We start from the raw sequence: 21,325 nt of genomic DNA, 5'->3' as shown, positions 1-21,325 counted from the left end.
AGGGATGCACTGGGCGCCCGGAGGCGGCGCGCTCGGAGTGGCGGGCTGGCGAGAGCGTCGCAGGTAGCCCGGGTGGCGTCCAGGATGCGCGTAACAGAGGGCCGGGGGCGGTCGCTCGGTGACGCTCCGCGCAGAAACCTGACGTGGCGTTACCGGACTCGCCGCTTGACCCTGTGGCGACCACACGGTGTCCGATGGATGCATGCAATCCCACGAAGGAGCATCCACCGTGACCACCAGCACCGGCCAGAGACATGAACCCGGCCCAGCGCCGGCGCCGGGGCACGCGCCAGCCCCGACCCCGGTCTCCGAGCGCGCCATCGCCCCTGACCTCGCGCGGGGCATGATGCTGCTGCTCATCGCGCTCGCCCACACGCCGTGGTTCCTGTTCACGTCCGAGATCGGCGCGACGCTCATGCATCCCGCCGACGGCAACCTCGCCGACCGGATCGCTCAGGCGTTCACCATCGTCGTCGTCGACACCCGCACGCACACCATGTTCGGCTTCCTCTTCGCCTACGGCATCTGGCAGCTGTACTCGCGGCAGGTGGCGAAGGGGCTGCCGGTCAAGGATGCGCGTCGGCTGCTGCGCACGCGCCACTGGTGGCTGCTCGCGTTCGGCCTCGTGCACGCGGTCCTGCTGTGGCAGGGCGACATCCTCGGCACGTACGGGCTCATCGGACTCATCATGGTGCCCCTCTTCTTCAACCGCAGCGACCGGACGCTGAAGGTCTGGATCGGCGTCTTGCTTGCGGTCGGCTTCGTCTTCGCCGTCGGATCGTTCGCCGCCATGCAGCTCCTCCCGCCCCTGCCCTCCGCTCCGAACGCGCAGCAGCCGATCCTCGCCGAGACCGATGTCCTCGCGGCCCTGGTGCTGCGGGTGGCTGCCTGGTTCCCCGGTCTGTTGAGCGGCGTGGCCTCGCTTGCGCTTCCGACCGCGTTCCTCTTCGGTCTGCTCGCCGCCCGTCACCGCATCCTCGAGGAGCCAGCGAAGCATCTGCGACTGCTGCGCACCGCGGCGATCGGTGGCATCGGCGTCGGCTGGTCGGCCGGTCTCGTCCAGGTGATGGTGCACTTCGACATGCTCGACCTTCCCAACCCGGCGGGGTTCGGGTCAGTGCACTTTTTCACCGGCATCTTCGCGGGCGTGGGCTACGCCGCGGCGTTCGGCCTCATCGCGCACCACGTGCAGACGCGAGGGTCGGGCCTGCGCCTCCCGGGGAGGGCGCTGCTGGCGCTCGGGCGACGGTCGCTGAGCGGCTATCTCATGCAATCCCTGCTGTTCGTCCCGCTGCTCGCGGCCTGGGGGTTCGGTCTGGGGGCGCACCTGTCGAGCTGGTCTGCGATGGTCGTCGCGATCGGCGCGTGGATGATCACGGTCGCTGTCGCTTACCTGTTGGATCGTCGCAACGTGCGAGGCCCGGCCGAGGTCGCGCTGCGGAAGCTCAGCTATCGCACGCTCCGCAAGCGCGCATGAAGCGCGGATGGCGGGGTCCGCCCGAACCGGCCCTCGACGGAGATTGTCGGTAGCCGCTGTGATACTCGGCGCAGGGAGGAAACGCATGGTCTGGAGCACGAGCCAGCTCGCGCAGTTGGCGGGAACCACGGTGAACACGGTCCGTCACTACCATTCGATCGGGTTGCTGGCGGAGCCGGAGCGGCAGGCGAACGGCTACAAGCGGTACGGGGTCGAGCACCTGGTCCGGGTGCTGCAGGTGCGACGGCTGAGCGACCTCGGGGTGTCGCTCTCGAAGATCCCGGATGCGGTGGCCGGAGGCGACCAGCGCGAGCTGCTGCGTGAGCTGCACGCAGAGCTCGAGGCGAGCATCCGGCGCCTCGGGCGGGTTCGAGACGAGGTCGGCTCGCTGCTCGCCCACGGGGCACCGCTTGACACACCCACGGGGTTCGAGGGCATCGCCGAGGGCATGACGCCCACAGATCGCTCGCTCGCCTCGATCTTCGCGCAGGTCTATGACGACGCGGCGATGGCCGACGTGAAGGAGATGTTCGAGGACGGCCAGCAGCGGTACCAGGACCTCGACGCGGCGTTCGAGGCGCTACCCGCCGATGCCGACGAGGAGGAACGGGTCGCGCTCGTGAGCCAGATGCTGCCGGCGCTTCGCGAGAACCTCGACCGCTACCCGTGGCTGCTCACCGAGCCGCGCATCCGGCAGGCACAGCCGCTCGCGGAGAGCGCCATGGTCGAGTCGATGCGTGCGCTCTACAACGAGGCTCAGCTCGACGTGCTCGCGAGATCCATGCTCCGGGTGAGGGCGGAGATCGGCCATTCGATCTCGGTCAACCCCGGCCCCGATGGTGCAGCACCGCCGTAGGACTCGCGCACTGGTCCGGTTGTCGCGCACACCTGAAGACTTGAGTCGCTCCCACTCAACTCTCAACCTGCTGGCTTGACGCAAGGTCGGTGTCGAGTAAACTTGAGCGCATACGGCTCAGGTCTGCTCGCACCTCGACGAAGCGTTTGATCGAGACAGCAGGCCGGGCCGACTCAGACTCACACAAGCAGCTCTACAAAAGGAGAACCACACATGTCACGTGCTGTTGGAATCGACCTCGGAACCACGAACTCCTGCGTCGCAGTCCTCGAGGGTGGCGAGCCGAAGGTCATCGCAAACGCCGAGGGCTTCCGCACCACCCCGTCCATCGTCGCCTTCACCAAGGACGGCGACGTGCTCGTCGGCGAGACCGCCAAGCGCCAGGCAGTCACCAACGTCGACCGCACCATCGGCTCCGTCAAGCGCCACATGGGCACCACCTGGACCCAGGGCATCGACGACAAGAAGTACACCGCGCAGGAGATCTCGGCGCGCATCCTCGGCAAGCTCAAGCGCGACGCCGAGCAGTACCTGGGCGACAAGGTGACCGACGCCGTCATCACCGTCCCCGCGTACTTCAACGACGCTGAGCGTCAGGCCACGAAGGAAGCCGGCGAGATCGCGGGCCTCAACGTGCTCCGCATCATCAACGAGCCCACGGCGGCCGCGCTCGCATATGGCCTCGACAAGGGCAAGGAAGACGAGCTCATTCTCGTCTTCGACCTCGGTGGAGGAACGTTCGACGTCTCCCTCCTCGAAGTGGGCAAGGACGACGACTTCTCGACCATCCAGGTCCGCTCCACCGCCGGTGACAACCGCCTCGGTGGCGACGACTGGGACGACCGCCTCGTCAAGTACCTCATCACGGAGTTCAAGTCGCAGACCGGCGTCGACGTCGCGAACGACAAGATCGCCCTCCAGCGTCTGAAGGAAGCGGCCGAGCAGGCGAAGAAGGAGCTCTCCAGCTCCACGAGCGCCAGCATCCAGCTGCCCTACCTCTCCCTCACGGAGAACGGCCCCGCGAACCTCGACACGAGCATCACTCGCGCCAAGTTCGAGGACCTCACGAAGGACCTCCTCGAGCGCACCCGCAAGCCCTTCGAGGATGTCATCCGCGAAGCCGGCATCAAGGTCGACCAGATCGACCACGTCGTGCTCGTCGGTGGCTCCACCCGCATGCCGGCAGTCGCCGAGCTCGTCAAGAAGCTCAGCGGCAAGGAAGCGAACAAGGGTGTCAACCCGGATGAGGTCGTCGCCGTCGGCGCCGCTCTCCAGGCCGGCGTGCTGAAGGGCGAGCGCAAGGACGTCCTCCTCATCGACGTCACGCCCCTCTCCCTCGGCATCGAGACCAAGGGCGGCATCATGACCAAGCTCATCGAGCGCAACACGGCCATCCCGACCAAGCGCAGCGAGACCTTCACGACGGCCGACGACAACCAGCCGTCGGTTCAGATCCAGGTCTTCCAGGGCGAGCGCGAGTTCACCCGCGACAACAAGAACCTCGGCACGTTCGAGCTCACCGGCATCGCACCGGCCCCCCGTGGCATGCCGCAGATCGAGGTCACGTTCGACATCGACGCCAACGGCATCGTGCACGTCTCCGCGAAGGACAAGGGCACGGGCAAGGAGCAGTCGATGACGATCACCGGTGGCTCCAGCCTCGGCAAGGAAGACATCGAGCGCATGGTCCGCGAGGCCGAAGAGCACGCGGAAGAGGACAAGAAGCGCCGCGAGGGCGCCGAGCAGCGCAACATCGCCGAGACCACGGTCTACCAGGTCGAGAAGGTGCTCACCGAGAACGACGACAAGCTCCCCGCCGACGTCAAGAACGAGGTCCAGGGCGACGTCGACGCCCTCAAGACGGCCCTCGCAGGCGACGACGACGCAGCAGTGAAGTCGGCGCTCGACAAGCTCAACACCAGCCAGACGAAGCTCGGCGAAGCTATCTACGCCGCAGCACAGGCTGAGCAGGCAGCGGAGGCCCCCACGGCTGACGCACCCGCCGGAGACCAGGCTGCCGACGATGACATCGTCGACGCCGAGGTCGTGGATGACGAGGACGACAAGGACAACAAGTAGTCATGGCTGAAGAGCGAAACGAGTCAGAAGCACGCGGTCCCGAGAACTCGGGAGAAGCAAACGAGCCGATCATCAACGACAAGCGTCGGATCGACCCGGAGACTGGCGAAGTTCGCGACCTCGGCAAGGCTGCTGGCGCCGAGTCGGCGGAGTCCACCACGGACGACGCCGACCCGGCGACCGGCGAGGCTGCTGAAGCCGCGGCTGAAGGCCTGAGCGTTGAGGATCTCGAGAAGCTCCTCAGTGGCGAAGGCGCGGAGGACGCACCAACCGAGGGCACCCCTGGTGAGAGCGATCTCGCCCAGGAGCGCCTCCAGGATCTGCAGCGCGTCCAGGCGGAGTACGCCAACTACCGCCGCCGCACCGACCGGGAGAAGACCGAAGCATACGACGCCACCAAGGCTGAGGTGCTCCGCTCCCTCCTCCCCGTGCTCGACGACTTCGACCGCGCCCAGAAGCACGGCGACCTCGTCGAGGACACGCCTATGGCCGTCATCGCCAACAAGCTCCGCACAGCGGTCGAGCGCCTCGGCCTCACCGCGTACGGCGAGGCCGGCGAGGCCTTCGACCCGCAGCGCTACGAGGCGATCGCGCAGCTGCCGAACCCGAGCGTCACGACCGACACCATCGCCGATGTTGTCGAGCGCGGCTACACGGTCGGAGACCGCGTGGTCCGCGTCGCGAAGGCAGCGGTGTTCGTACCCGCTTCGTAAGCACCGCGATCGGCGCACCCGCACCGATCGAACACGGGAGGGGGCACCGCAGAAGCGGGCCCCCTCTCGTGTTCATCCAGAAGACATGCTCATTCCTAGGAACAGAAGGACCATATGGCCAGTCAGGATTGGTTTGACAAGGACTTCTACGCGGTGCTCGGCGTATCGAAGGACGTAGACGAAAAAGACCTCAAGAAGCAGTACCGGAAGCTCGCGCGTCAGTACCACCCTGACTCGCACCCGGGAGACACCGCTGCAGAGGCGAAGTTCAAGGAGATCTCCGAGGCCTACTCAGTGATCTCCGACCCAGAGCACCGCGCAGAGTACGACCAGATGCGCGCGATGGGCTCAGGCGCCCGATTCCAGCAGGGGCCAGGCGGCCCCGGAGGCGCGGGCTTCGAGGACGTGTTCGGCGGGATGTTCAACGGCGGCGGTGCCCGCCGCGGTGCGTCGAACGCCGACTTCGAGGACCTCCTCGGCTCCATGTTCGGTGGAGGTGGCGGCGGATTCGGCGCCGGCAGCTTCGGCGGCGGTGCCGGTCGCCCCGCCGGGTTCCAGACCGGGCCGCAGAAGGGTCGCGACCAGAGCGCATCCACGACCCTCGGCTTCATGACCGCCATCAAGGGCGACACCGTGGAGCTGCAGGGGCAGGACGGACGGGTCGTGAAGGTGCGCGTTCCGGCGGGCGTCGAGGACGGGCAGAAGATCCGCCTCCGCGGCAAGGGCGGTCAGAGCCCGAACGGCGGCGAGGCGGGCGACCTGATCCTCACCGTCACCGTGCGTCCCGACCCGGTGTTCACGCGTTCCGGCCTGAACCTCGAGGTCACCGTGCCCGTCTCCTTCGCGGAGGCCGTGCTCGGCGCCACGATCGAGGTGCCCACCGTCGACGGCGGCACCGTGCGCGTGAAGGTCGCGCCCGGCACCCCGAACGGCAAGACGCTGCGCGTCAAGGGCCGCGGCATCGAGACGAAAAAAGGCAAGGGCGACCTGCTCGTGCACCTGGAGGTCGCCGTTCCGAACCATCTCTCGAGCGCGCAGGAGAAGGCGCTCGCTGACTTCGTCGCGGCGTCCGGCGATGAGAGCCCGCGCGAAGATCTCCTCCGCCTCGCCCGCCAGGGCCGGTAGGGACGCTCATGGCATTCCCCTCCGACCTCGACGAGGACGCCCCGATCTTCGCGATCGCCATGGCCGCCGAGCTCGCGAACATGCACCCGCAGACCCTGCGGCAGTACGACCGGATGGGGCTCGTCACTCCGCAGCGCACGGCGGGCCGCGTGCGGCGCTACTCGCTCCGCGACGTGGCGCAGCTGCGCGAGATCGCAGTGCTCTCCAACGAGGGCGTGAGCCTCGAAGGCATCGCGCGCGTGCTCGAGCTGCAGCGTGAGGTGCTCGGGTTGCGGCGGCGCGTGCGGGCGCTTGAGGCGGAGCTGGCCGACGAGCGGCTCACTCGCCTCGGTGGCCGCATCTTCGCGGCTGGCGAGCGAGGCGACGTCGTGCCGCTCGCGCACGGACGCCGCACGGCACGCCGTACCGAGGTCGTCGTCTGGCGGCCGGCACGCGTGCACGAGGCGGAGGTCGACGCCGACGAGCGCCCGCGCCCCGTGCGCAGACGCCGCCCCTCCGCGAAGAAGCCGGCGAGCGACTAGCCAGGCCGCGGAACGGGTCGTGACGTGAGCATCCGTGCATTCAGGTCCCAGCGGTTCCCGATCACCCACAGGTCGCTGGAGGAGGTGTGGCGGTCGGAGACCCCATTCGGCGCGGCTGCGCTCGTGTATTCGGCTGATCCCTGGCGCGCGACGGCCTCCGGCGACGGCCTCCCGGCCGCCGAGCTCATCGCCGACGAGAAGCACCACCGCGGGGCGGCGTGGGTCGCACCCGAGGGTACGTTCCGGTTTCCGATGCAGCTCGTCGTCGGCGGTGTCGCCGGCGAGGTGACGCAGCCGCATGCTCGGGGATTCGACCTTCAGCTCACTCGCCGCTCGCGCACGGTGCGGGCTCGCGTCGACGGCACCGAGTGGACGATGCGCGGCGTCGGCCTCTCGAGCGTTCAGCTCTCCCGCAATGGGGCGCCGGTCGTGACGAGCGGGGCGTCGTTCACGTCACATCGGCTCGAGGCCGGGTGCACGCCTCGCGACCTCGCGGTCGCCATCGCCCTCTCGCCGCTGCGCGCGACGCTGTTCGTGCTGACGAGCCTCGCCTGAAGGGCGGCGCGAGTGCGGCCGGAGGTCAGCGACCAGGGGCCAGGCGTCGGCTGGTGAGGCCCTGCAGCGCGAAGAGTTGTGGCCCGTTGTCGTTCCCGCTTGCGGGAGCGACAACGGGCCACAACTTTGCCTGCGTGGTGGCGGGTGGGGGGCCGCGGGTGCCGCGGGTGCCGCGGGAGGGCGGTACCCGTGCGTGAGGCGCCCAGGTGAGCCGCGAGCACCGCAGAGTTGTGGCCCGGTGCTGTTCCCGTTCTCGGGAGCAGCATCGGGCCACAACTTTGTCTGCGTGCCTCTGCGTGCAGATCAGGCGCGGTGCCACGACTGGTGCGGGTGATCCGACTGGCCTGCGCTCCCGCGCTGTGCGGAGGGTGCTCCGGTCAGCGGGCGCCGTTGCCGCCGTCGACGCGCCACTGCGCGCCGGTCACGAACGACGCCTCATCCGAGCCGAGGAACACGACGACGCGCGCGATGTCGAGCGGCTCCGCATACCGGCCCATCGGGATCGCGGCCTGGAATCCGGCCTTCGCGGCCTCGACGTCCCCGCCGCCGAAGCCCTCCTCGAGGCGGCGGACCATCTGCGTGTTCACGCCAGAGGGATGGATGCTGTTGACCCGCACCCCGGTCGGTGCGACCTCGAGCGCGGCCGACTTCGTGAAGCCGACGACGGCGTGCTTCGACGCGACGTAGGCGGAGACGCCCGGCGACCCGTCGAGGCCGGCCTCCGACGAGGTGTTGATGATGCTGCCGCTGCCGCGCTCGGTCATGACCTTGAGGACGTGCTTCATGCCGAGGAAGACTCCGCGGACGTTGACGGCGAACACCTTCTCGTAGTTGTCGACGCTCGCCTCCGTGAGCGGGCCGACGGCGCCCTCGATGCCGGCGTTGTTGAAGAACACGTCGATCGTGCCGAACGCCTCGACGGTCTCGGCGACGTAGCGCTCGACGTCTGCCTCATTGGTGACGTCGGCCGTGATCGTGATGACGTCGCCGTGTGCCGCGAGGCGCTCGCGCGTGGCCTCGAGCGGCTCGGCGAACAGGTCGACGAGCGCCACGCGGGCACCGAGCTTGAGGAACTCCTCGGCGGTCGCGGCGCCGATGCCGCCCGCGCCGCCGGTGATGAGCACTGAGCGTCCGGTGAAATCTGTCATGTTGCAACTCCCTTGTCGTCGGTACCCGCGTGACGCCGATCGCCCGCGGCAGTCGTCAACCGCCTGGGCCGTGCCTCGGGCGGCGCCCCCAGGCTAGGGGCGGCCCATGCGCATCCACTGTGTACTGACACAGCGGATGTGCCTGGCGGGCCAGGATGCTCGTCCGCCACGGATGCGCGCGAGGCCCCGGCCCCGGCCCCGGTGGCCGCGGCCTCGCGGCGCAGAGTTGTGGCGACTTGTCGTTGGGAAGTGATGAAGCAGCACAACGCCACAACTTCAGGGCCCGGTCGGGGGGGTGAATGCGGTCGCGCTCGCTGTCGTGCCGCGGTCGCGGGGGTGGTCGCGGCTTCAGGCGTCGGCGGTCAGGCGCTGCGTGCCGAGCACGGAGAGCAGCTGCAGTCGGTTGTGGCTCTCGGTGCCGGGCGTGGCTGTCAGTACCAGCAGCGTCTGGCCCTGCGCAGGGTCGACGAGGAACTGGCATTGCACCGTGATGACACCCGTCTCGGGATGCTGCACCCGCTTCTCGAGCTCGTGCGTCGCGTTGATCTCGTGGTCGGCCCAGATCTCGGCGAACTCCGGGCTCTCGGCGAGGAGCGCATCCACGACCCGCTGCGCACGCGAGTTCGGACCCTGCTGGGCTGCGAAGCCGCGCGCATCCGCCGCGAACGCCCGCCCCAGCTTCTGGTGGTCGCTGTCTGGGTAGACGTCGCGCGCGCTCGGGTCGGTGAACCAGCGGTAGACGACGCTGCGGGCGTTGCCGCTGAAGCGGGTCTCATCGCCGAACAGCGCCCGTGCCGCCGGTGTCTGCACGAGCGTCTCGCCCATGGCGGTCATGACCTGCGCTGGGGTGTCGGCGAGCCGGTCGAGGATGCGCATGAGTCCCGGCGCGACGTGCTCGCCGCTGATCGCGCGCTTCGGCGGCTGCTGGCCTGCGAGGTGGAAGAGGTGGTCCCGTTCTGCCACGGTGAGGCGCAGTCCGCGGGCGATGGCGGCGAGCATCTGCTCGGATGGCTGCGGCCCGCGACTCTGCTCGAGTCGGCTGTAGTAGTCGACGGACATGTCGCTGAGCGAGGCCACCTCCTCGCGCCGCAGGCCCGCCGTGCGGCGGCGCGGACCCTTGGGCAGTCCGACGTCCTCGGGTTGCAGCACCTCGCGGCGGTTGCGGAGGAAATCGGCAAGCTGGGCTCTGTCCATGAGGTGACGCTAGCTGGCCACGTGCTCGGCGACGAGCTGCTCGGACAGCTCCCACAGGCGGCGCGCATCCGCTTCGCTGGTGACTCGCGAGTAGAGCTTCTGCTCGGCCGGGCGGCCGCCGACGTGACCGGGCCCCTTCGGCCCGTACAGGCGCCCGCCCTTCGCGTCCGGGCTCGTGGCCGCGAGGACCGCGGGGAGGGCGGCGCTCTGCGGGGTGCCGGCGATGCCGATGCGGGAGAGCACGCGGATGACCTTCACCTCGGTGGTGTCGCTGGCGCGGCCTATGCCGGGCTGCGCCGCGAGGAGGTTCGTGGGGGAGATGCCGGGATGAGAGAGGTTGCTCTGGATGCCCCAGCCGTTCGCCTCGTTGAGGCGGTGCAAGTGCATCCCGAGGAGGCCGGTGGCGATCTTCGACGAGCTGTACGAGCCCATGCTGCTGTAGCCGCGCTCCCAATTGAGGTCGTCCCAGTTCACGGCGCCTTGGTTGGCGGCGACGCTGATCTGCGTGGTGACGCGCGCCTTGCCCTCCTTGAGCAGGGGGAGGAGGCCGGTGGTGAGCGCGAAGTGGCCGAGGTGGTTGGTGCCGAACTGCAGCTCGAGGCCGTCTCTGGTCTCGCGACGCTCTGGCGGCGTCATGACGCCGGCGTTGTTGATGAGGATGTTGATGGGGTGTCCCTCGGTGACGAGCTCGTCCGTGAGGGCCGCGACCGAGGTGAGCGACGACAGGTCGAGGTCGCGCAGCTCGAGCTTCGCGCTCGGGTTCGAGGTCCTGATGCGCGCGGCGGCCTTCTCGCCCTTCTCTCGGTTGCGGACGGGCATGACGACTTCGGCGCCAGCGCGGGCGAGGCGGGCGGCGATATGGAAGCCGATGCCGTCGCTCGCGCCGGTGACGAGGGCGAGTTTGCCGTTGAGGGATGGAACTTGGATGTCGAGGTTCTTCGGCACGGGATTCTCCTGAGTCCTGTGGGCGCTGGGCCCGCTGACGGTGATGAAGCGAATGCGCAGTCTGGCTGCTTGGCCCAGTCTGTTGCCTCGATCCTCGTCGATTCAGGGCTCGCTCATCCAGGGATCGGCGGTCCCTGGCTAGCTCCGCTGGCAGGCGTCGATCATCGAGTGCGCGATTGTCGGTGGTCGGCGAGAGACTGGCGGCAACGATAGAGGGGGACACCATGATCGGATTCCACACGCATCTCCGGTGGACGGACGGAGCCAGTGAGGACCACCGCTTGCCAGGCTGGGACAGTCGCCTGCACACGATCGGCGATGAGGACATCTCGTCGTGCGAGTCCCGATTCGTCGGCGGTGCCTGCGCTTGCGGTGAGCCGCATCCTTGGCGAGGGATGGTCGAGCGGGAGGGGGTCATCAGCTCCCGCGGTGATGGCTACCCGACGCGGTACGAGCTGCACGTCGAGAGCGTGATCGACCTGTATGGACGCGCGGAGCGCTACGGTCTCCGCGATCTCACGCTCGAGAGTGCACCGGTCGATGCCGCGGCACGGATCACGGAGCTGCGGGCGTTGCCACCGGGGACGGTCATCGTCGCCAGCGAGTGGGACCAGAGCTGACTCGGGGCTCATGGGGGCGAGCGGGGTGCCGCGGTGAGGTGCTCATGGTTCGGTGCGCTCAGCGGCACACGAACGAGACCTCGTCGCATCCCGGGGGAGTAGTGCACCCGAGGCTGCCGTGCCTTGCCACTGGGGAGACCTTGACAGAGTTACTGAGGCGACTCAGAATTGAGTACGCTCGGCATTTGCCAGGCGATCAAGCGGCACAACCCCGGAGTCTCACCCATGCGAGCGTTCACCTTCCCCACGTACAAGACGCCCCTGCGCGAAGTCGATGCCGCCGAACCGGCCGTGGGTGACAACGACGTGCTCGTTCAGGTGCAGGCTGCCGGCGTGAACCAGCTCGACGAGAAGATCCGCATCGGCGAGTTCAAGCAGATCCTGCCGTACAAGCTGCCACTCACCCTCGGCCACGACGTCGCCGGAACGGTCCTCCGCGTCGGTGGCGCCGTCCGCGCGTTCCGCCCTGGCGACGAGGTCTACGCGAGGCCCCGCGACCACCGCATCGGCACGTTCGCCGAGCGCATCGCCATCGATGAGGCGGATGTGGCGCCTAAGCCGTCGTCCATCTCCATGGATGAGGCGGGCTCGCTCCCGCTCGTCGCGCTCACCGCGTGGCAGGCGCTCGTCGAGATCGGTCAGGTGCAGCCCGGGCAGAAGGTCCTGATCCACGCCGGTGCGGGCGGCGTCGGGTCCATCGCGATCCAGCTCGCCAAGCACCTCGGTGCCGAGGTCGCCACCACGGCGAGCGCGGCCAATGCCGAGTTCGTCCGTGGGCTCGGCGCCGACCGCGCGATCGACTACCGAGCCGACGACTTCGAGCGGCTGCTCAGCGGCTACGACTTCGTGCTCGACAGCCTGGGCGGCGAGAACCTCGAGAAATCCCTGCGCATCCTGAAGCCCGGTGGAATCGCCGTCGGCATCTCGGGGCCGCCCACCCCTGACTTCGCGCGGAGCGCCGGGCTGAACCCGTTGCTGCGCCTCGCGATCGCCGGGCTCAGCGGCAAGGTACGCAAGCAGGCGAAGCGGCTCGGCGTCGACTACCGCTTCCTCTTCATGCGAGCGAGCGGTGAGCAGCTGCGTGAGATCACCGCGCTCGTCGAGCGTGGAGCGGTCAAGCCCATATTGGGGCGAGTCTTCCCCTTCGACGAGACCGTGCAGGCGCTCGAATCGCTGAGGGGCGGCGGCATTCGCGGAAAGGCAGTCATCAGCAAACGCTGACCAGCAGCGGTCACACCCCCACTCACTCCCTCAACGTTCCAAGAGAGAACAGCATGAGCACTGCAGCCAATGAACCCGTCGTCACCTCCTACGCGCTCGCCCCGGCGAAGAACATCGCCGTGGGCGGCATCAGCTACGCCTACCGCGAGCTCGGCCCCAAGGGGGACATCCCCGTCATCTTCTTCGTGCACCTCGCCGCAACGCTCGACAACTGGGACCCCCGCATCGTCGACCCCATCGCCGAGAAGCGCCACGTCATCACCTTCGACCAGCGGGGGGTCGGCGCCTCAACGGGAACCGTCCCGAGAACCATCGAGGAAGCCGCCGACCACGCGTACGAGTTCATCACCGCCCTCGGCTACGACAAGGTCGACATCTTCTCCTTCTCCATGGGCGGGATGATCGCTCAGGACCTCGTCGTCAAGCACCCCAACCTCGTGCGTCGGCTCGTGCTTACGGGCACCGGCCCGCGCGGCGGGAAGGACATGGACAAGGTCGTCGGCGTCACCTACCTCGACCTCGTGCGCTCCATCCTCACCCGCTCCGATATCAAGGAGTTTCTCTTCTTCAACCGAGACGACCGTGGCAAACGCGCCGCGAAAGCGTTCGTGGCCCGGTTGTCCGAACGCACGGTCGACCGTGACACGTCGATCAGCTTGAAAGCGTTCCAGACGCAGCTGGGGGCCATCCAGCGCTACGGCCGCTCCGCGCCCTCCGACCTCTCGAAGCTCACGCAGCCGACCCTCATCGCCAACGGCGACAACGACCGCATGGTTCCATCGGTGCTCTCCAGCGACCTGCACAGGCGCATCGCCGGCTCCGAGTTCGTCATGTACTCCGACTCGGGCCACGGCGGCATCTTCCAGTATCACCACCAGTTCGCCCCGGTCGCCGTCGAGTTCCTCACCCGGTAGCGCTGGTGGGCCCGGTCAGATGTCCGCAGGAATGGCGCGGCTTCCAGAGAGCTCTGTGAGCCGCGCCACTCTGTATTCGGGGGTCTGCTGCTAGCTGGTCGCCCTACCGAGCTGCGGGTAGACCGCCTCGAGCGGCGCGCTGAGTCCGGCCTTCAACTGCACGGAGGTCTCGTCGGCGAGCACCTCGTAGTCGCCAGCTTCGGTCGCGTCGAAGACCTTCGAGGCCAGCACGGCCGGGTCGGTCTTCGGGTCGTCCGTGTGCGCGGCCATGGCCGTGTCGACCCAGCCCACGTGGACGCCAACCACGTGGACGCCAACGGGGAGCAGTTCGAGGCGCAACGAGTTCGTCGCCGACCAGAGCGCAGCCTTCGTGGCGCTGTAGATGCCATTGACTGCGTACCAGCTGAGGGCCGAATGCACGTCGATGATGGCGGCACCCTCACGGTTCGCGAGGAGCGGCGCGTAGGCGCGCGCGAGGAAGACGGGTCCGAGGAAGTTGGTCGCGACGTTCGCCCGAATCTCTTCATCGCTGTGCGACAGAATGCCCGGGGATGAGACCGAGGCACCGGCGTTGTTGATGAGCACCGTCACGTCCGGCGCCGCCTCGACGACGGCCGCGATGGATGCCGAGTCGGTGACGTCGAGGGTGAGCGGCACGACCCGCTCGTCGTCCCAGGTGCGTGGCGTGCGGGCTGTGGCGTAGACCTTGGCGGCGCCGCGGGCGAGAGCCTCGCGCACGAAGTTCGTGCCGATGCCCCCGTTCGCGCCGGTGACGAGGACAACTGCTCCGTTGAGTGAGGGCACGGGTGGTCTTTCTGTTACTCGGGTCGTCTGGTCAATGGTGATGACGGGCCCTGGGGCGGCGTGGAAGAATCGGCGTGAGTACCGGTCCTCTGTCGATAGCGACTAAACTCATAACTGAGTCTGCTCAATATCTATTCCCGGAGGAGATCCGATGACCACCGACGCCCGTCCGATGGGTCGCCGTGAGCGGAACAAGCTCGACAAGCTCGAGCGCATCATGGCCGCCGCCGGCGAGCTCTTCGCTGAGCGCGGGGTTGACGATGTCACGACGCAGGAGATCGCGGACCGGGCCGACATCGGCACCGGCACGCTGTTCCTCTACGCCAAGACCAAGGGTGAGTTGCTGCTCCTCGTGCAGAACTCGCTCTACGAAAGTGCGCTCGAGGAGGGCCGAGCGGCCTCAGCTGAGGCGAGTGGCGCCCTCGACGGAGTGCTCGCCGTGCTTCGCCCCGTCGTGGCCTGCAATCGCAAGCAGGTCGACAACGGCCGCACCTACCTTCGGGAGATGGTCTTCGGCGACCCGCAGGAGCCGCGGCACGCTGAGGCGCTGACGCTGACGAGCCAGACGCAGGACCTCGTCGCTGAGGTCATCGCGCGCGAGACCGTGGCGACAGGCGACACCGCCCGCGTCCTCGCGCAGGTCGTCTCCGCGATCATGTTCACCACCATGGCCGCGTCGATCAACGCCGCGCTCTCGGTCGATGAGATCGTCGAGCAGGTCCGAACGCAGGTCGCCGCGATCCTGCCCGCCTGACCCCGCGCCGGTCCGGCGGCAGTGAACCGGACCGGGCGCGGAGGCCGGCGCCTAGTGCTTGGCGCTCCGCACGAGCTCGTAGAGCCCCGCCTCGTCGAGCGGACTTCCCGGGAACGCGGCCACCCGGCCGAGCGGCATCGAGCCGAGCATCTTGAGCATCTCCGGGTCGGCCAGCATCCCGGACAGGCCGCTCTCGCCGTCGAGCAGGGTGGAGCGGAGCAGCGGCCCACCACGCTCGTCGTCCAGCCATTCCGCGATGGTCGAGGTCTCGTCCAAGGTCAGTGCGAGGTCGTCACCCGCGACGCTCACGTGCGTGGAGACGCGGATGTCCCGGCTCGAGGCGCCGACCTCGACGCGGTACTCGCCGCCTTCGACCGTCCACTGCCCGGCGACGGGGTGGAAGTAGGCGAGCTCGGAACGCGGGACGTCGACGGTGGCGGTGGCCGTCGAGCCTGCAGCCACGTCGACGACCGTGAACGCGGCCAGCGAGCGAGTCGCGCGCGGCACGGCCGAGTCGGGGAGTCCCGTGTAGACCTGCACGATCTCCCGCCCGTCCCGGCTGCCCGTGTTGGTGACCTCCACCTGGATGCGCAGGCTTGCGTCCTGGACGTCGACGGCAAGGTTGTCGTAGGCGAAGCTCGTGTACGACATCCCGTGGCCGAACGGGAACGAAACCTCCGTGCTCCGCGCGTCGTAGCCGCGGTAGCCGACGAAGATGTCCTCGCCGTAGCGGACGTGGCCGAACGCGCCGGGGAACCCGAGGTGGGCCGGGGAGTCCTCGAGGCGCACCGGGATGGTCTCGGCGAGGCGCCCAGAGGGATTGACGACGCCGAAGAGCACGTCGGCGGTCGCGCCGCCGCCGGCCTGGCCGAGCAGCCAGCCCTCGACGATCGAGGGAGCGAGGTGCTGCCAGGTCGAGGTGCGCACGATGCCGCCGTTGGAGAGCACGACGACCACGTTCTCGTTCGCGGCCTGGACCGCGGCGAGGAGCTCGAGCTGGTCGGCCGGGAGGTCGATGTGCTCACGGTCGAAGCCCTCGGATTCCTCGTGGGCGGGGAGGCCGAGGAAGAGCACGGCGACGGATGCGCTTGCGGCGGTGCTGGCTGCCTCCGCACGCATCGATGCAGCGTCGCCGGAGCCGTCGAGCGTGAAGCCTGGCGCGAATCGCACCCGGTCTCCGGCGATCTTGGTCAGCGCGCTGAGCGCGTCATCGAGTCGGGTGGGGTTGATGAGCGAGCTGCCGGCGCCCTGGTAGCGGGGCGTGCGCGCGAACTCGCCGATGACCGCGAGGGTGTCGTCGGAGCCGGGGTCGAGGGGCAGCAGGTTGCCGTCGTTCTTGAGCAGCACGATGCTGCGTCCAGCCGCCTCGCGGGAGAGTGCGTGGTGCTCGTCGACGTCGTAGCTCGCGGATGCGTCTGCGCCCGCCACGATCTTGTCGACGAGCTCCAGGGCGTGGCGGGCGGCCGTGGTCACGTGCTGCTCGTCGAGGTCACCGGAGCGCACGGCCTTCACCAGCTCCGCATCCGTGCGACCACCGCTTGCCGGCATCTCGAGGTCGAGCCCAGCGGCGACGCCGGTGACCCGGTTGTCGACGGCGCCCCAGTCGGAGACGACGAGGCCCTCGTATCCCCACTCCTCCCGCAGCACGGTCGTGAGGAGCCAGTGGTTCTCGGAGGCGTAGACGCCGTTGATCTTGTTGTACGAGCACATGACCGTCCACGGCTGCTGCTCGGTGACGACCCGCTGGAAGGCGCGCAGGTAGATCTCGCGCAGCGGGCGCTCGTCGACGTCGGCGCTGATCCGCAGGCGGTCGGTCTCCTGGTTGTTCGCGGCGAAGTGCTTGAGCGACGAGCCGACGCCCTGGCTCTGCAGTCCACCCACGAGCGCCGAGCCCATGACGCCGCTCACGAGCGGGTCCTCCGAGAAGTACTCGAAGTTGCGGCCGCAGAGCGGGGAGCGTTTGATGTTGATGCCCGGCCCGAGCAGCACGCCGACGCCCTCCGCCTTGGCCTCTTCGCCGAGCGCGACTCCCACGCGGCGAGCGAGGTCCGCGTCCCAGCTCGCACCGAGCGCCACGGCGGGCGGGAAGCAGGTGGCTGGCACGCTGTCGGCGAGCCCGAGGTGGTCACCGCCCTGACGCTGCAAGCGCACGCCGTGCGGGCCATCCGTCAGCGTCACCGCCGGGATACCAACTCGATCGACCGCCTTCGTCGACCAGAAGCTGCCACCACTCGTCAGGGACGCCTTCTCCTCGATGGTCAGATCGTCGAGGTGCTCCGCGTGGGTCATCGTGATGCTCCGATCGGTCATGCGGGGGAGTGCTCGCGGCCCGGAGATCAGGGCGCGTGCCGTTCCAGATAAGCGTAGATCTCGCTGTCGTCGACGCCTGGGAAGCGGCCTGCTGGGAGGGATGCGAGGATCTGCGCGTGCAGTCGCGCGCTCGGCCACGCGCGTCCCGCCCAGCGGGCCGCGAGCGCCGGGTCGGGTCGCCGGCAGCAGGTCTCGTCGGGACAGCGCGAGACCTGGCGGTTGTCGGTGTCGCGCCCGCGGAAGTACTTGGCGTCGTCGAAGGGCACCCCGAAGGTGATCGAGAACACCCCCTCGGCGGACTTGCCGGTCTGGATGGTGCTCCAGAACGTTCCGGCCGGGGTGTCCGTGTACTGCCAGAACTCGGTGGTGCGGTGCTCGATCTCCGTCGCCCGGCGTGCACCCCACTTGCGGCAGACGATCTGCCCTTCGACGGCGCCCGTCACGTCGAGCGGCAGCGGCAGGTCGTCGTTCTCGTAGGCCTTGTAGACCTCGCCGACGGAACCGACGCGGAGGAAGTGCACGCGCATCCCGAGGTGCTCGGTCATGAGGTTCGTCATGCGCAGGGCTGCGGCTTCGTGGGTGACGCCGAACGCGTCACGGAAGTCCTCGACGGCGAGGTCGCGGTCCTTCTTGCGGGCGCTCAGGAAGTCGACGGCCTGCGTGCGCGGGATGAGGCAGGCGGCGGCGAAGTAGTTGATCTCAAGGCGCTGGCGCAGGAAGTCGGCGTACGAGTCCGGCGGCGTGTGGCCCAGGATGCGGTGGGCGACGGCCTGCAGGGCGATCGAGCGCAGCCCGTGGCCGCCCGGGATCGACTCCGGCGGCAGATAGATGCGTCCGTTCTCGAGGTCGGTGATGCTGCGCGTCGAGCGGGGCAGGTCGTCGGCGTAGACGATCTCGAGGCCGAGCTGCTCGACCATGAGGTGCACCTCGCGGTGTGTGAGCGCTCCGGCGACGTGCCCGACCTGGCTGAGGCGCTCCTCGGCCACCGCCTCGATCTCGGGCAGGTAGTTGTTCCGCTCCCGCATCCACGCCCGCTGCTCGGTGTTGCGGATGCGCGCCTCCTCTGGTGTCGCAGATGCGGTCTGTGCGCGACGCTCGAGTTCACGGTGGAGGCCGACGAGCGTCTCGAGGGTGTCGTCGGGCATGCCCTTGCCGCCGCGCAGCTTCGGCAGGCCGAGGCCCGCGAACAGCGGGGAGGCCTGGGCGCGCTTCAGCTCAAGCTCGAGCGCGGCTCGGCTGTTCGGAGCTTCGGCGCGCACGAGGTCCTCCACCGTCACCCCGAGCGCCCTCGCGAAGGAGGGCAGCTCTGACGGCTTCGGCTCGCGCCGTCCGTTCTCGATGAGCGAGATGCGGCTGGGGCTCGTCTCGAGCAGTGCCGCGAGGTCGTCGAGCGTGAGCTTCGCGAGCGAGCGGTAGTGGCGGATGCGGGCTCCGAGCACGGAGGCGGTGTACACGTCGGCGGGCATGGCATGACGCTAGCGCAAGAACAGAATTTCTTTACGCACATTTCTTTGAAAGAGCACGCGAAATGCGCCGAATACTGGGGTCACCCGTCAATACCCGTCAACGACGACACCAGAAGGACCCACCATGACTCTGCTCCACGAACCCCCGCTCTCCGCAGACTCCGGCGCAGACGCATCCGCCCGCGACGACGTCTACGTGCTCCCCTTCAGTGCCGTGCGGCTCGGCGATATTCCTGAGGTGGGCGGCAAGAACGCCTCGCTCGGCGAGCTCATCGCCAACCTGCAGGACGCCGGAGTGCGCGTGCCGAACGGCTTCGCGACGACGGCGAGCGCCTTCAACCGTCACCTGCGCGAGACGGGCATCGACTCGTGGATCCGCGGAGAGATCGTGGGCCTCGACGTCGACGACGTGGCGCGCCTCGCGATCGTCGGGGCCCGCATCCGCGCTCGTATCGAAGCCGCACCGCTCGCGCCCGAGCTGGAGGCCGCCATCCGGAAGGCGTTCGCGGCGCTGGAGGCCGAGACCGACGGCGAGCTCCTCGTCGCGGTGCGCTCAAGCGCGACCGCCGAGGACCTGCCGGACGCGTCGTTCGCGGGGCAGCAGGAGACGTTCCTCAACATCGCCGGCATCGACAACGTGCTTGCCGCCACCCGCAAGGTCTTCGCGTCGCTCTTCACCGATCGGGCCATCGCCTACCGCGTGCACCAGGGCTACGCGCACACCGGGGTCGCGATCTCGGTCGGCGTTCAGCGCATGGTGCGCTCCGATGAGGGCGCGGCCGGAGTCATGTTCAGCATCGACACCGAGTCGGGCTACGACGGCGCGGTGTTTGTGACGAGCGCCTACGGGCTCGGCGAGGGCGTTGTGCAGGGCGCGGTGAACCCCGACGAGTTCACGGTGCACAAGCGCACCCTCCGCGAGGGGCTGCCCGCGGTGCTCTCTCGTCGGGTCGGCAGCAAGGCGACGCGCATGGTCTTCACGGAGGACACCCGAGTCGGCCGCACCACCGAGTTCGTCGAGACGCCGGTGGATGCGCAACGGCGGTTCTCCGTGACCGACGCGGAGGTCACCGAGCTGGCCCAGGCGGCCCTCGCGATCGAGGAGCACTACGGCCGCCCCATGGATATCGAGTGGGGCAAGGACGGCATCGACGGGCGCATCTACATCCTGCAGGCGCGACCCGAAACCGTCGTCTCCCAGCGGGCCGCCGGCACCCTCGAGCGGCACAGTCTGCTAGAGCGCGGCGCGACGCTCGTCGAGGGCCGAGCGATCGGGCAGCGCATCGGCGCCGGCGTCGTCCGCCTGCTCACCTCGCCGTCGCAGATGAGCGAGTTCCAGCAGGGCGACGTGCTGGTCGCCGACATGACCGACCCCGACTGGGAGCCGATCATGAAGCGCGCATCCGCTATCGTCACGAACCGGGGCGGCCGCACCTGCCACGCCGCGATCATCGCCCGCGAGCTCGGCGTGCCTGCGGTGGTCGGGGCGGGGGATGCGACTGAGCGGCTCGCGGACGGCGACGAGGTCACCGTGACGTGCGCAGATGGGGAGACCGGGGCGGTGCTCGAGGGCATCCTGCCCATCGAGGTGGAGCGCATCGAGCTCGACTCGTTCCCGGAGCTGCCGGGCAAGATCATGCTCAACGTCGGGAATCCCGATGCCGCGTTCACGCTCGCCGCGCTCCCCAACGACGGCGTGGGGCTCGCCCGCATGGAGTTCGTCATCTCGGGCCAGATCGGTGTGCACCCCCGAGCCCTGCTCGAGCTCGGCGACCAGGAGGAGAGCATCCGCGCCGCCATCGACGAGCGCATCGCCGCGTACGATTCCCCGGCCGACTTCTTCGTGCGTCGCCTGGCCGAGGGGGTCTCGACGCTCGCGGCGGCCTTCGATGGGAAGCCCGTCATCGTGCGACTCTCCGATTTCAAGTCGAACGAGTACGCCGGACTGCTCGGAGGCTCCCGCTACGAGCCGGTCGAAGAGAACCCGATGCTCGGCTTCCGCGGCGCATCCCGATACATCTCCGACGAGTTCGCCGAAGCGTTCGCGCTCGAATGCGAGGCGATCAGGCTCGTTCGGGATGACATGGGGCTCACGAACGTGAAGGTCATGATCCCGTTCGTGCGCACGGTCGAGGAGGCACGCGCCGTCGTCGAGCGCCTCGCCGAGAACGGACTGCGCCGGGGGCAGAACGGCCTGGAGGTGATCATGATGTGCGAGGTTCCCTCGAATGCACTCCTCGCGGAGCAGTTCCTCGAGGTCGTCGATGGCTTCTCGATCGGCTCGAACGACCTCACGCAGCTCACCCTCGGCATCGACCGCGACTCGGCGCTCATCGCGGACAGCTTCGACGAGCGCAACCCCGCCGTCCTTCGGCTCATCGACCTCGCCATCGAGGCCTGCACGAAGCACGGCCGGTACGTCGGCATCTGCGGGCAGGCGCCGAGCGACCACCCGGAACTCGCCCAGTACCTCTTCGACCGCGGCATCTCCTCGCTGTCGCTCAACCCCGACACGGTCGTCGAGACGTGGACGAGGCTCGCCGCGAAGGACTGAGGCGCGTCTCGACCACCCCCTGAGACCGGTGCCCTGCCTGCGGGCTGTGCACCGGTCTCGTCCTCGCGG

At 68.7% G+C, this 21,325-nt stretch carries 18 protein-coding genes; 12 read left to right on the top strand and 6 right to left on the bottom strand.

Annotated elements, in window-relative coordinates; genetic code table 11:
- The first annotated feature begins 229 nt into the window (after window positions 1-229).
- From C5C17_RS15180 to C5C17_RS15150, 7 genes are all read left to right on the top strand, one after another.
- Window positions 230-1,477: a DUF418 domain-containing protein gene (locus C5C17_RS15180; protein ID WP_258066242.1), complete on the top strand. Its 1,248-nt coding sequence runs from the start codon at window positions 230-232 to the stop codon at window positions 1,475-1,477.
- A gap of 85 nt (window positions 1,478-1,562) precedes the next feature.
- Window positions 1,563-2,333: a MerR family transcriptional regulator gene (locus tag C5C17_RS15175; RefSeq protein ID WP_181028627.1), complete on the top strand. Its 771-nt coding sequence runs from the start codon at window positions 1,563-1,565 to the stop codon at window positions 2,331-2,333.
- A 213-nt stretch (window positions 2,334-2,546) separates the two neighbouring features.
- On the top strand, window positions 2,547-4,412 hold the full coding sequence (gene dnaK / locus C5C17_RS15170; protein ID WP_104254237.1) for a molecular chaperone DnaK: 1,866 nt from the start codon (window positions 2,547-2,549) through the stop codon (window positions 4,410-4,412).
- Window positions 4,413-4,414: 2 nt separating this feature from the next.
- Window positions 4,415-5,125 carry a nucleotide exchange factor GrpE gene (locus tag C5C17_RS15165; RefSeq protein ID WP_104254236.1) on the top strand — a complete coding sequence of 237 codons (711 nt, stop codon included), beginning with the start codon at window positions 4,415-4,417 and terminating at the stop codon, window positions 5,123-5,125.
- 114 nt (window positions 5,126-5,239) lie between these two features.
- Window positions 5,240-6,250 (top strand): DnaJ C-terminal domain-containing protein, encoded by a 1,011-nt coding sequence (locus C5C17_RS15160; RefSeq protein ID WP_104254235.1) that lies wholly within the window; start codon window positions 5,240-5,242, stop codon window positions 6,248-6,250.
- A gap of 8 nt (window positions 6,251-6,258) precedes the next feature.
- Window positions 6,259-6,771, top strand: coding sequence for a heat shock protein transcriptional repressor HspR (locus C5C17_RS15155; RefSeq protein WP_104254234.1), 513 nt, complete (start codon window positions 6,259-6,261; stop codon window positions 6,769-6,771).
- A 24-nt stretch (window positions 6,772-6,795) separates the two neighbouring features.
- Window positions 6,796-7,326: a hypothetical protein gene (locus tag C5C17_RS15150; protein WP_104254233.1), complete on the top strand. Its 531-nt coding sequence runs from the start codon at window positions 6,796-6,798 to the stop codon at window positions 7,324-7,326.
- 377 nt (window positions 7,327-7,703) lie between these two features.
- On the opposite strand, the gene C5C17_RS15145 is transcribed toward C5C17_RS15150, so the two are convergent.
- The 3 genes from C5C17_RS15145 to C5C17_RS15135 all read right to left on the bottom strand — a co-directional run bounded on the left by C5C17_RS15145 (window position 7,704) and on the right by C5C17_RS15135 (window position 10,613).
- Window positions 7,704-8,474 carry an SDR family NAD(P)-dependent oxidoreductase gene (locus C5C17_RS15145; RefSeq protein ID WP_104254232.1) on the bottom strand — a complete coding sequence of 257 codons (771 nt, stop codon included), beginning with the start codon at window positions 8,472-8,474 and terminating at the stop codon, window positions 7,704-7,706.
- A 348-nt stretch (window positions 8,475-8,822) separates the two neighbouring features.
- Window positions 8,823-9,668, bottom strand: coding sequence for a helix-turn-helix transcriptional regulator (locus C5C17_RS15140; protein ID WP_104254231.1), 846 nt, complete (start codon window positions 9,666-9,668; stop codon window positions 8,823-8,825).
- 9 nt (window positions 9,669-9,677) lie between these two features.
- The gene (locus C5C17_RS15135; RefSeq protein ID WP_104254230.1) at window positions 9,678-10,613 is read right to left on the bottom strand and encodes an SDR family oxidoreductase; all 936 of its coding nucleotides are present in this window, start codon (window positions 10,611-10,613) and stop codon (window positions 9,678-9,680) included.
- A 224-nt stretch (window positions 10,614-10,837) separates the two neighbouring features.
- Here C5C17_RS15135 and C5C17_RS18390 point away from each other — a divergent pair, with 224 nt between their 5' ends.
- From C5C17_RS18390 to C5C17_RS15120, 3 genes are all read left to right on the top strand, one after another.
- Complete coding sequence (locus tag C5C17_RS18390; RefSeq protein WP_146079202.1) at window positions 10,838-11,233, top strand: hypothetical protein; 396 nt, start codon at window positions 10,838-10,840, stop codon at window positions 11,231-11,233.
- Between the two features lie 225 nt (window positions 11,234-11,458).
- Window positions 11,459-12,454 (top strand): NADP-dependent oxidoreductase, encoded by a 996-nt coding sequence (locus tag C5C17_RS15125; RefSeq protein WP_104254227.1) that lies wholly within the window; start codon window positions 11,459-11,461, stop codon window positions 12,452-12,454.
- A 53-nt stretch (window positions 12,455-12,507) separates the two neighbouring features.
- A complete protein-coding gene (locus tag C5C17_RS15120) occupies window positions 12,508-13,368 on the top strand; it encodes an alpha/beta fold hydrolase (protein ID WP_104254226.1) in 861 nt (286 codons plus the stop codon).
- A gap of 90 nt (window positions 13,369-13,458) precedes the next feature.
- Here C5C17_RS15120 and C5C17_RS15115 read toward each other — a convergent pair whose 3' ends face one another.
- Complete coding sequence (locus tag C5C17_RS15115; protein WP_104254225.1) at window positions 13,459-14,172, bottom strand: SDR family oxidoreductase; 714 nt, start codon at window positions 14,170-14,172, stop codon at window positions 13,459-13,461.
- Between the two features lie 151 nt (window positions 14,173-14,323).
- Between C5C17_RS15115 and C5C17_RS15110 the strand changes: the two genes are divergently transcribed.
- The gene (locus C5C17_RS15110) at window positions 14,324-14,926 is read left to right on the top strand and encodes a TetR/AcrR family transcriptional regulator (protein WP_104254223.1); all 603 of its coding nucleotides are present in this window, start codon (window positions 14,324-14,326) and stop codon (window positions 14,924-14,926) included.
- A 51-nt stretch (window positions 14,927-14,977) separates the two neighbouring features.
- Here the strand turns inward: C5C17_RS15110 and C5C17_RS15105 are convergent, their stop codons facing one another.
- Window positions 14,978-17,236 carry a beta-glucosidase gene (locus tag C5C17_RS15105; protein ID WP_104254221.1) on the bottom strand — a complete coding sequence of 753 codons (2,259 nt, stop codon included), beginning with the start codon at window positions 17,234-17,236 and terminating at the stop codon, window positions 14,978-14,980.
- Window positions 17,237-17,262: 26 nt separating this feature from the next.
- A complete protein-coding gene (locus C5C17_RS15100) occupies window positions 17,263-18,702 on the bottom strand; it encodes an XRE family transcriptional regulator (RefSeq protein ID WP_104254219.1) in 1,440 nt (479 codons plus the stop codon).
- Between the two features lie 124 nt (window positions 18,703-18,826).
- On the opposite strand from C5C17_RS15100, the gene ppsA reads away from it, so the two are divergent.
- Entirely contained in the window at window positions 18,827-21,256 is a 2,430-nt protein-coding gene (gene ppsA / locus C5C17_RS15095; RefSeq protein ID WP_104254217.1) for a phosphoenolpyruvate synthase, read from the top strand.
- Window positions 21,257-21,325 lie beyond the last annotated feature (69 nt).

The sequence above is a fragment of the Pseudoclavibacter sp. RFBA6 genome (genome assembly GCF_002931575.1).
GTDB classification, from domain to species: domain Bacteria; phylum Actinomycetota; class Actinomycetes; order Actinomycetales; family Microbacteriaceae; genus Pseudoclavibacter; species Pseudoclavibacter terrae.
The sequence above is the reverse complement of the archived record's forward strand: the minus strand, read 5'-3'. Positions and strand labels throughout refer to the sequence as shown.

Bases quoted from the DNA above. Each gene is read 5' to 3' on its own strand.
- C5C17_RS15105 (WP_104254221.1), bottom strand. From the start codon at position 17,236: ATGACCGATCGGAGCATCACGATGACCCACGCGGAGCACCTCGACGAT.
- C5C17_RS15145 (WP_104254232.1), bottom strand. From the start codon at position 8,474: ATGACAGATTTCACCGGACGCTCAGTGCTCATCACCGGCGGCGCGGGC.
- C5C17_RS15155 (WP_104254234.1), top strand. From the start codon at position 6,259: ATGGCATTCCCCTCCGACCTCGACGAGGACGCCCCGATCTTCGCGATC.
- C5C17_RS15160 (WP_104254235.1), top strand. From the start codon at position 5,240: ATGGCCAGTCAGGATTGGTTTGACAAGGACTTCTACGCGGTGCTCGGC.
- C5C17_RS15140 (WP_104254231.1), bottom strand. From the start codon at position 9,668: ATGGACAGAGCCCAGCTTGCCGATTTCCTCCGCAACCGCCGCGAGGTG.
- C5C17_RS18390 (WP_146079202.1), top strand. From the start codon at position 10,838: ATGATCGGATTCCACACGCATCTCCGGTGGACGGACGGAGCCAGTGAG.
- C5C17_RS15120 (WP_104254226.1), top strand. From the start codon at position 12,508: ATGAGCACTGCAGCCAATGAACCCGTCGTCACCTCCTACGCGCTCGCC.
- C5C17_RS15110 (WP_104254223.1), top strand. From the start codon at position 14,324: ATGACCACCGACGCCCGTCCGATGGGTCGCCGTGAGCGGAACAAGCTC.
- dnaK (WP_104254237.1), top strand. From the start codon at position 2,547: ATGTCACGTGCTGTTGGAATCGACCTCGGAACCACGAACTCCTGCGTC.
- C5C17_RS15165 (WP_104254236.1), top strand. From the start codon at position 4,415: ATGGCTGAAGAGCGAAACGAGTCAGAAGCACGCGGTCCCGAGAACTCG.
- C5C17_RS15125 (WP_104254227.1), top strand. From the start codon at position 11,459: ATGCGAGCGTTCACCTTCCCCACGTACAAGACGCCCCTGCGCGAAGTC.
- C5C17_RS15175 (WP_181028627.1), top strand. From the start codon at position 1,563: ATGGTCTGGAGCACGAGCCAGCTCGCGCAGTTGGCGGGAACCACGGTG.
- C5C17_RS15100 (WP_104254219.1), bottom strand. From the start codon at position 18,702: ATGCCCGCCGACGTGTACACCGCCTCCGTGCTCGGAGCCCGCATCCGC.
- ppsA (WP_104254217.1), top strand. From the start codon at position 18,827: ATGACTCTGCTCCACGAACCCCCGCTCTCCGCAGACTCCGGCGCAGAC.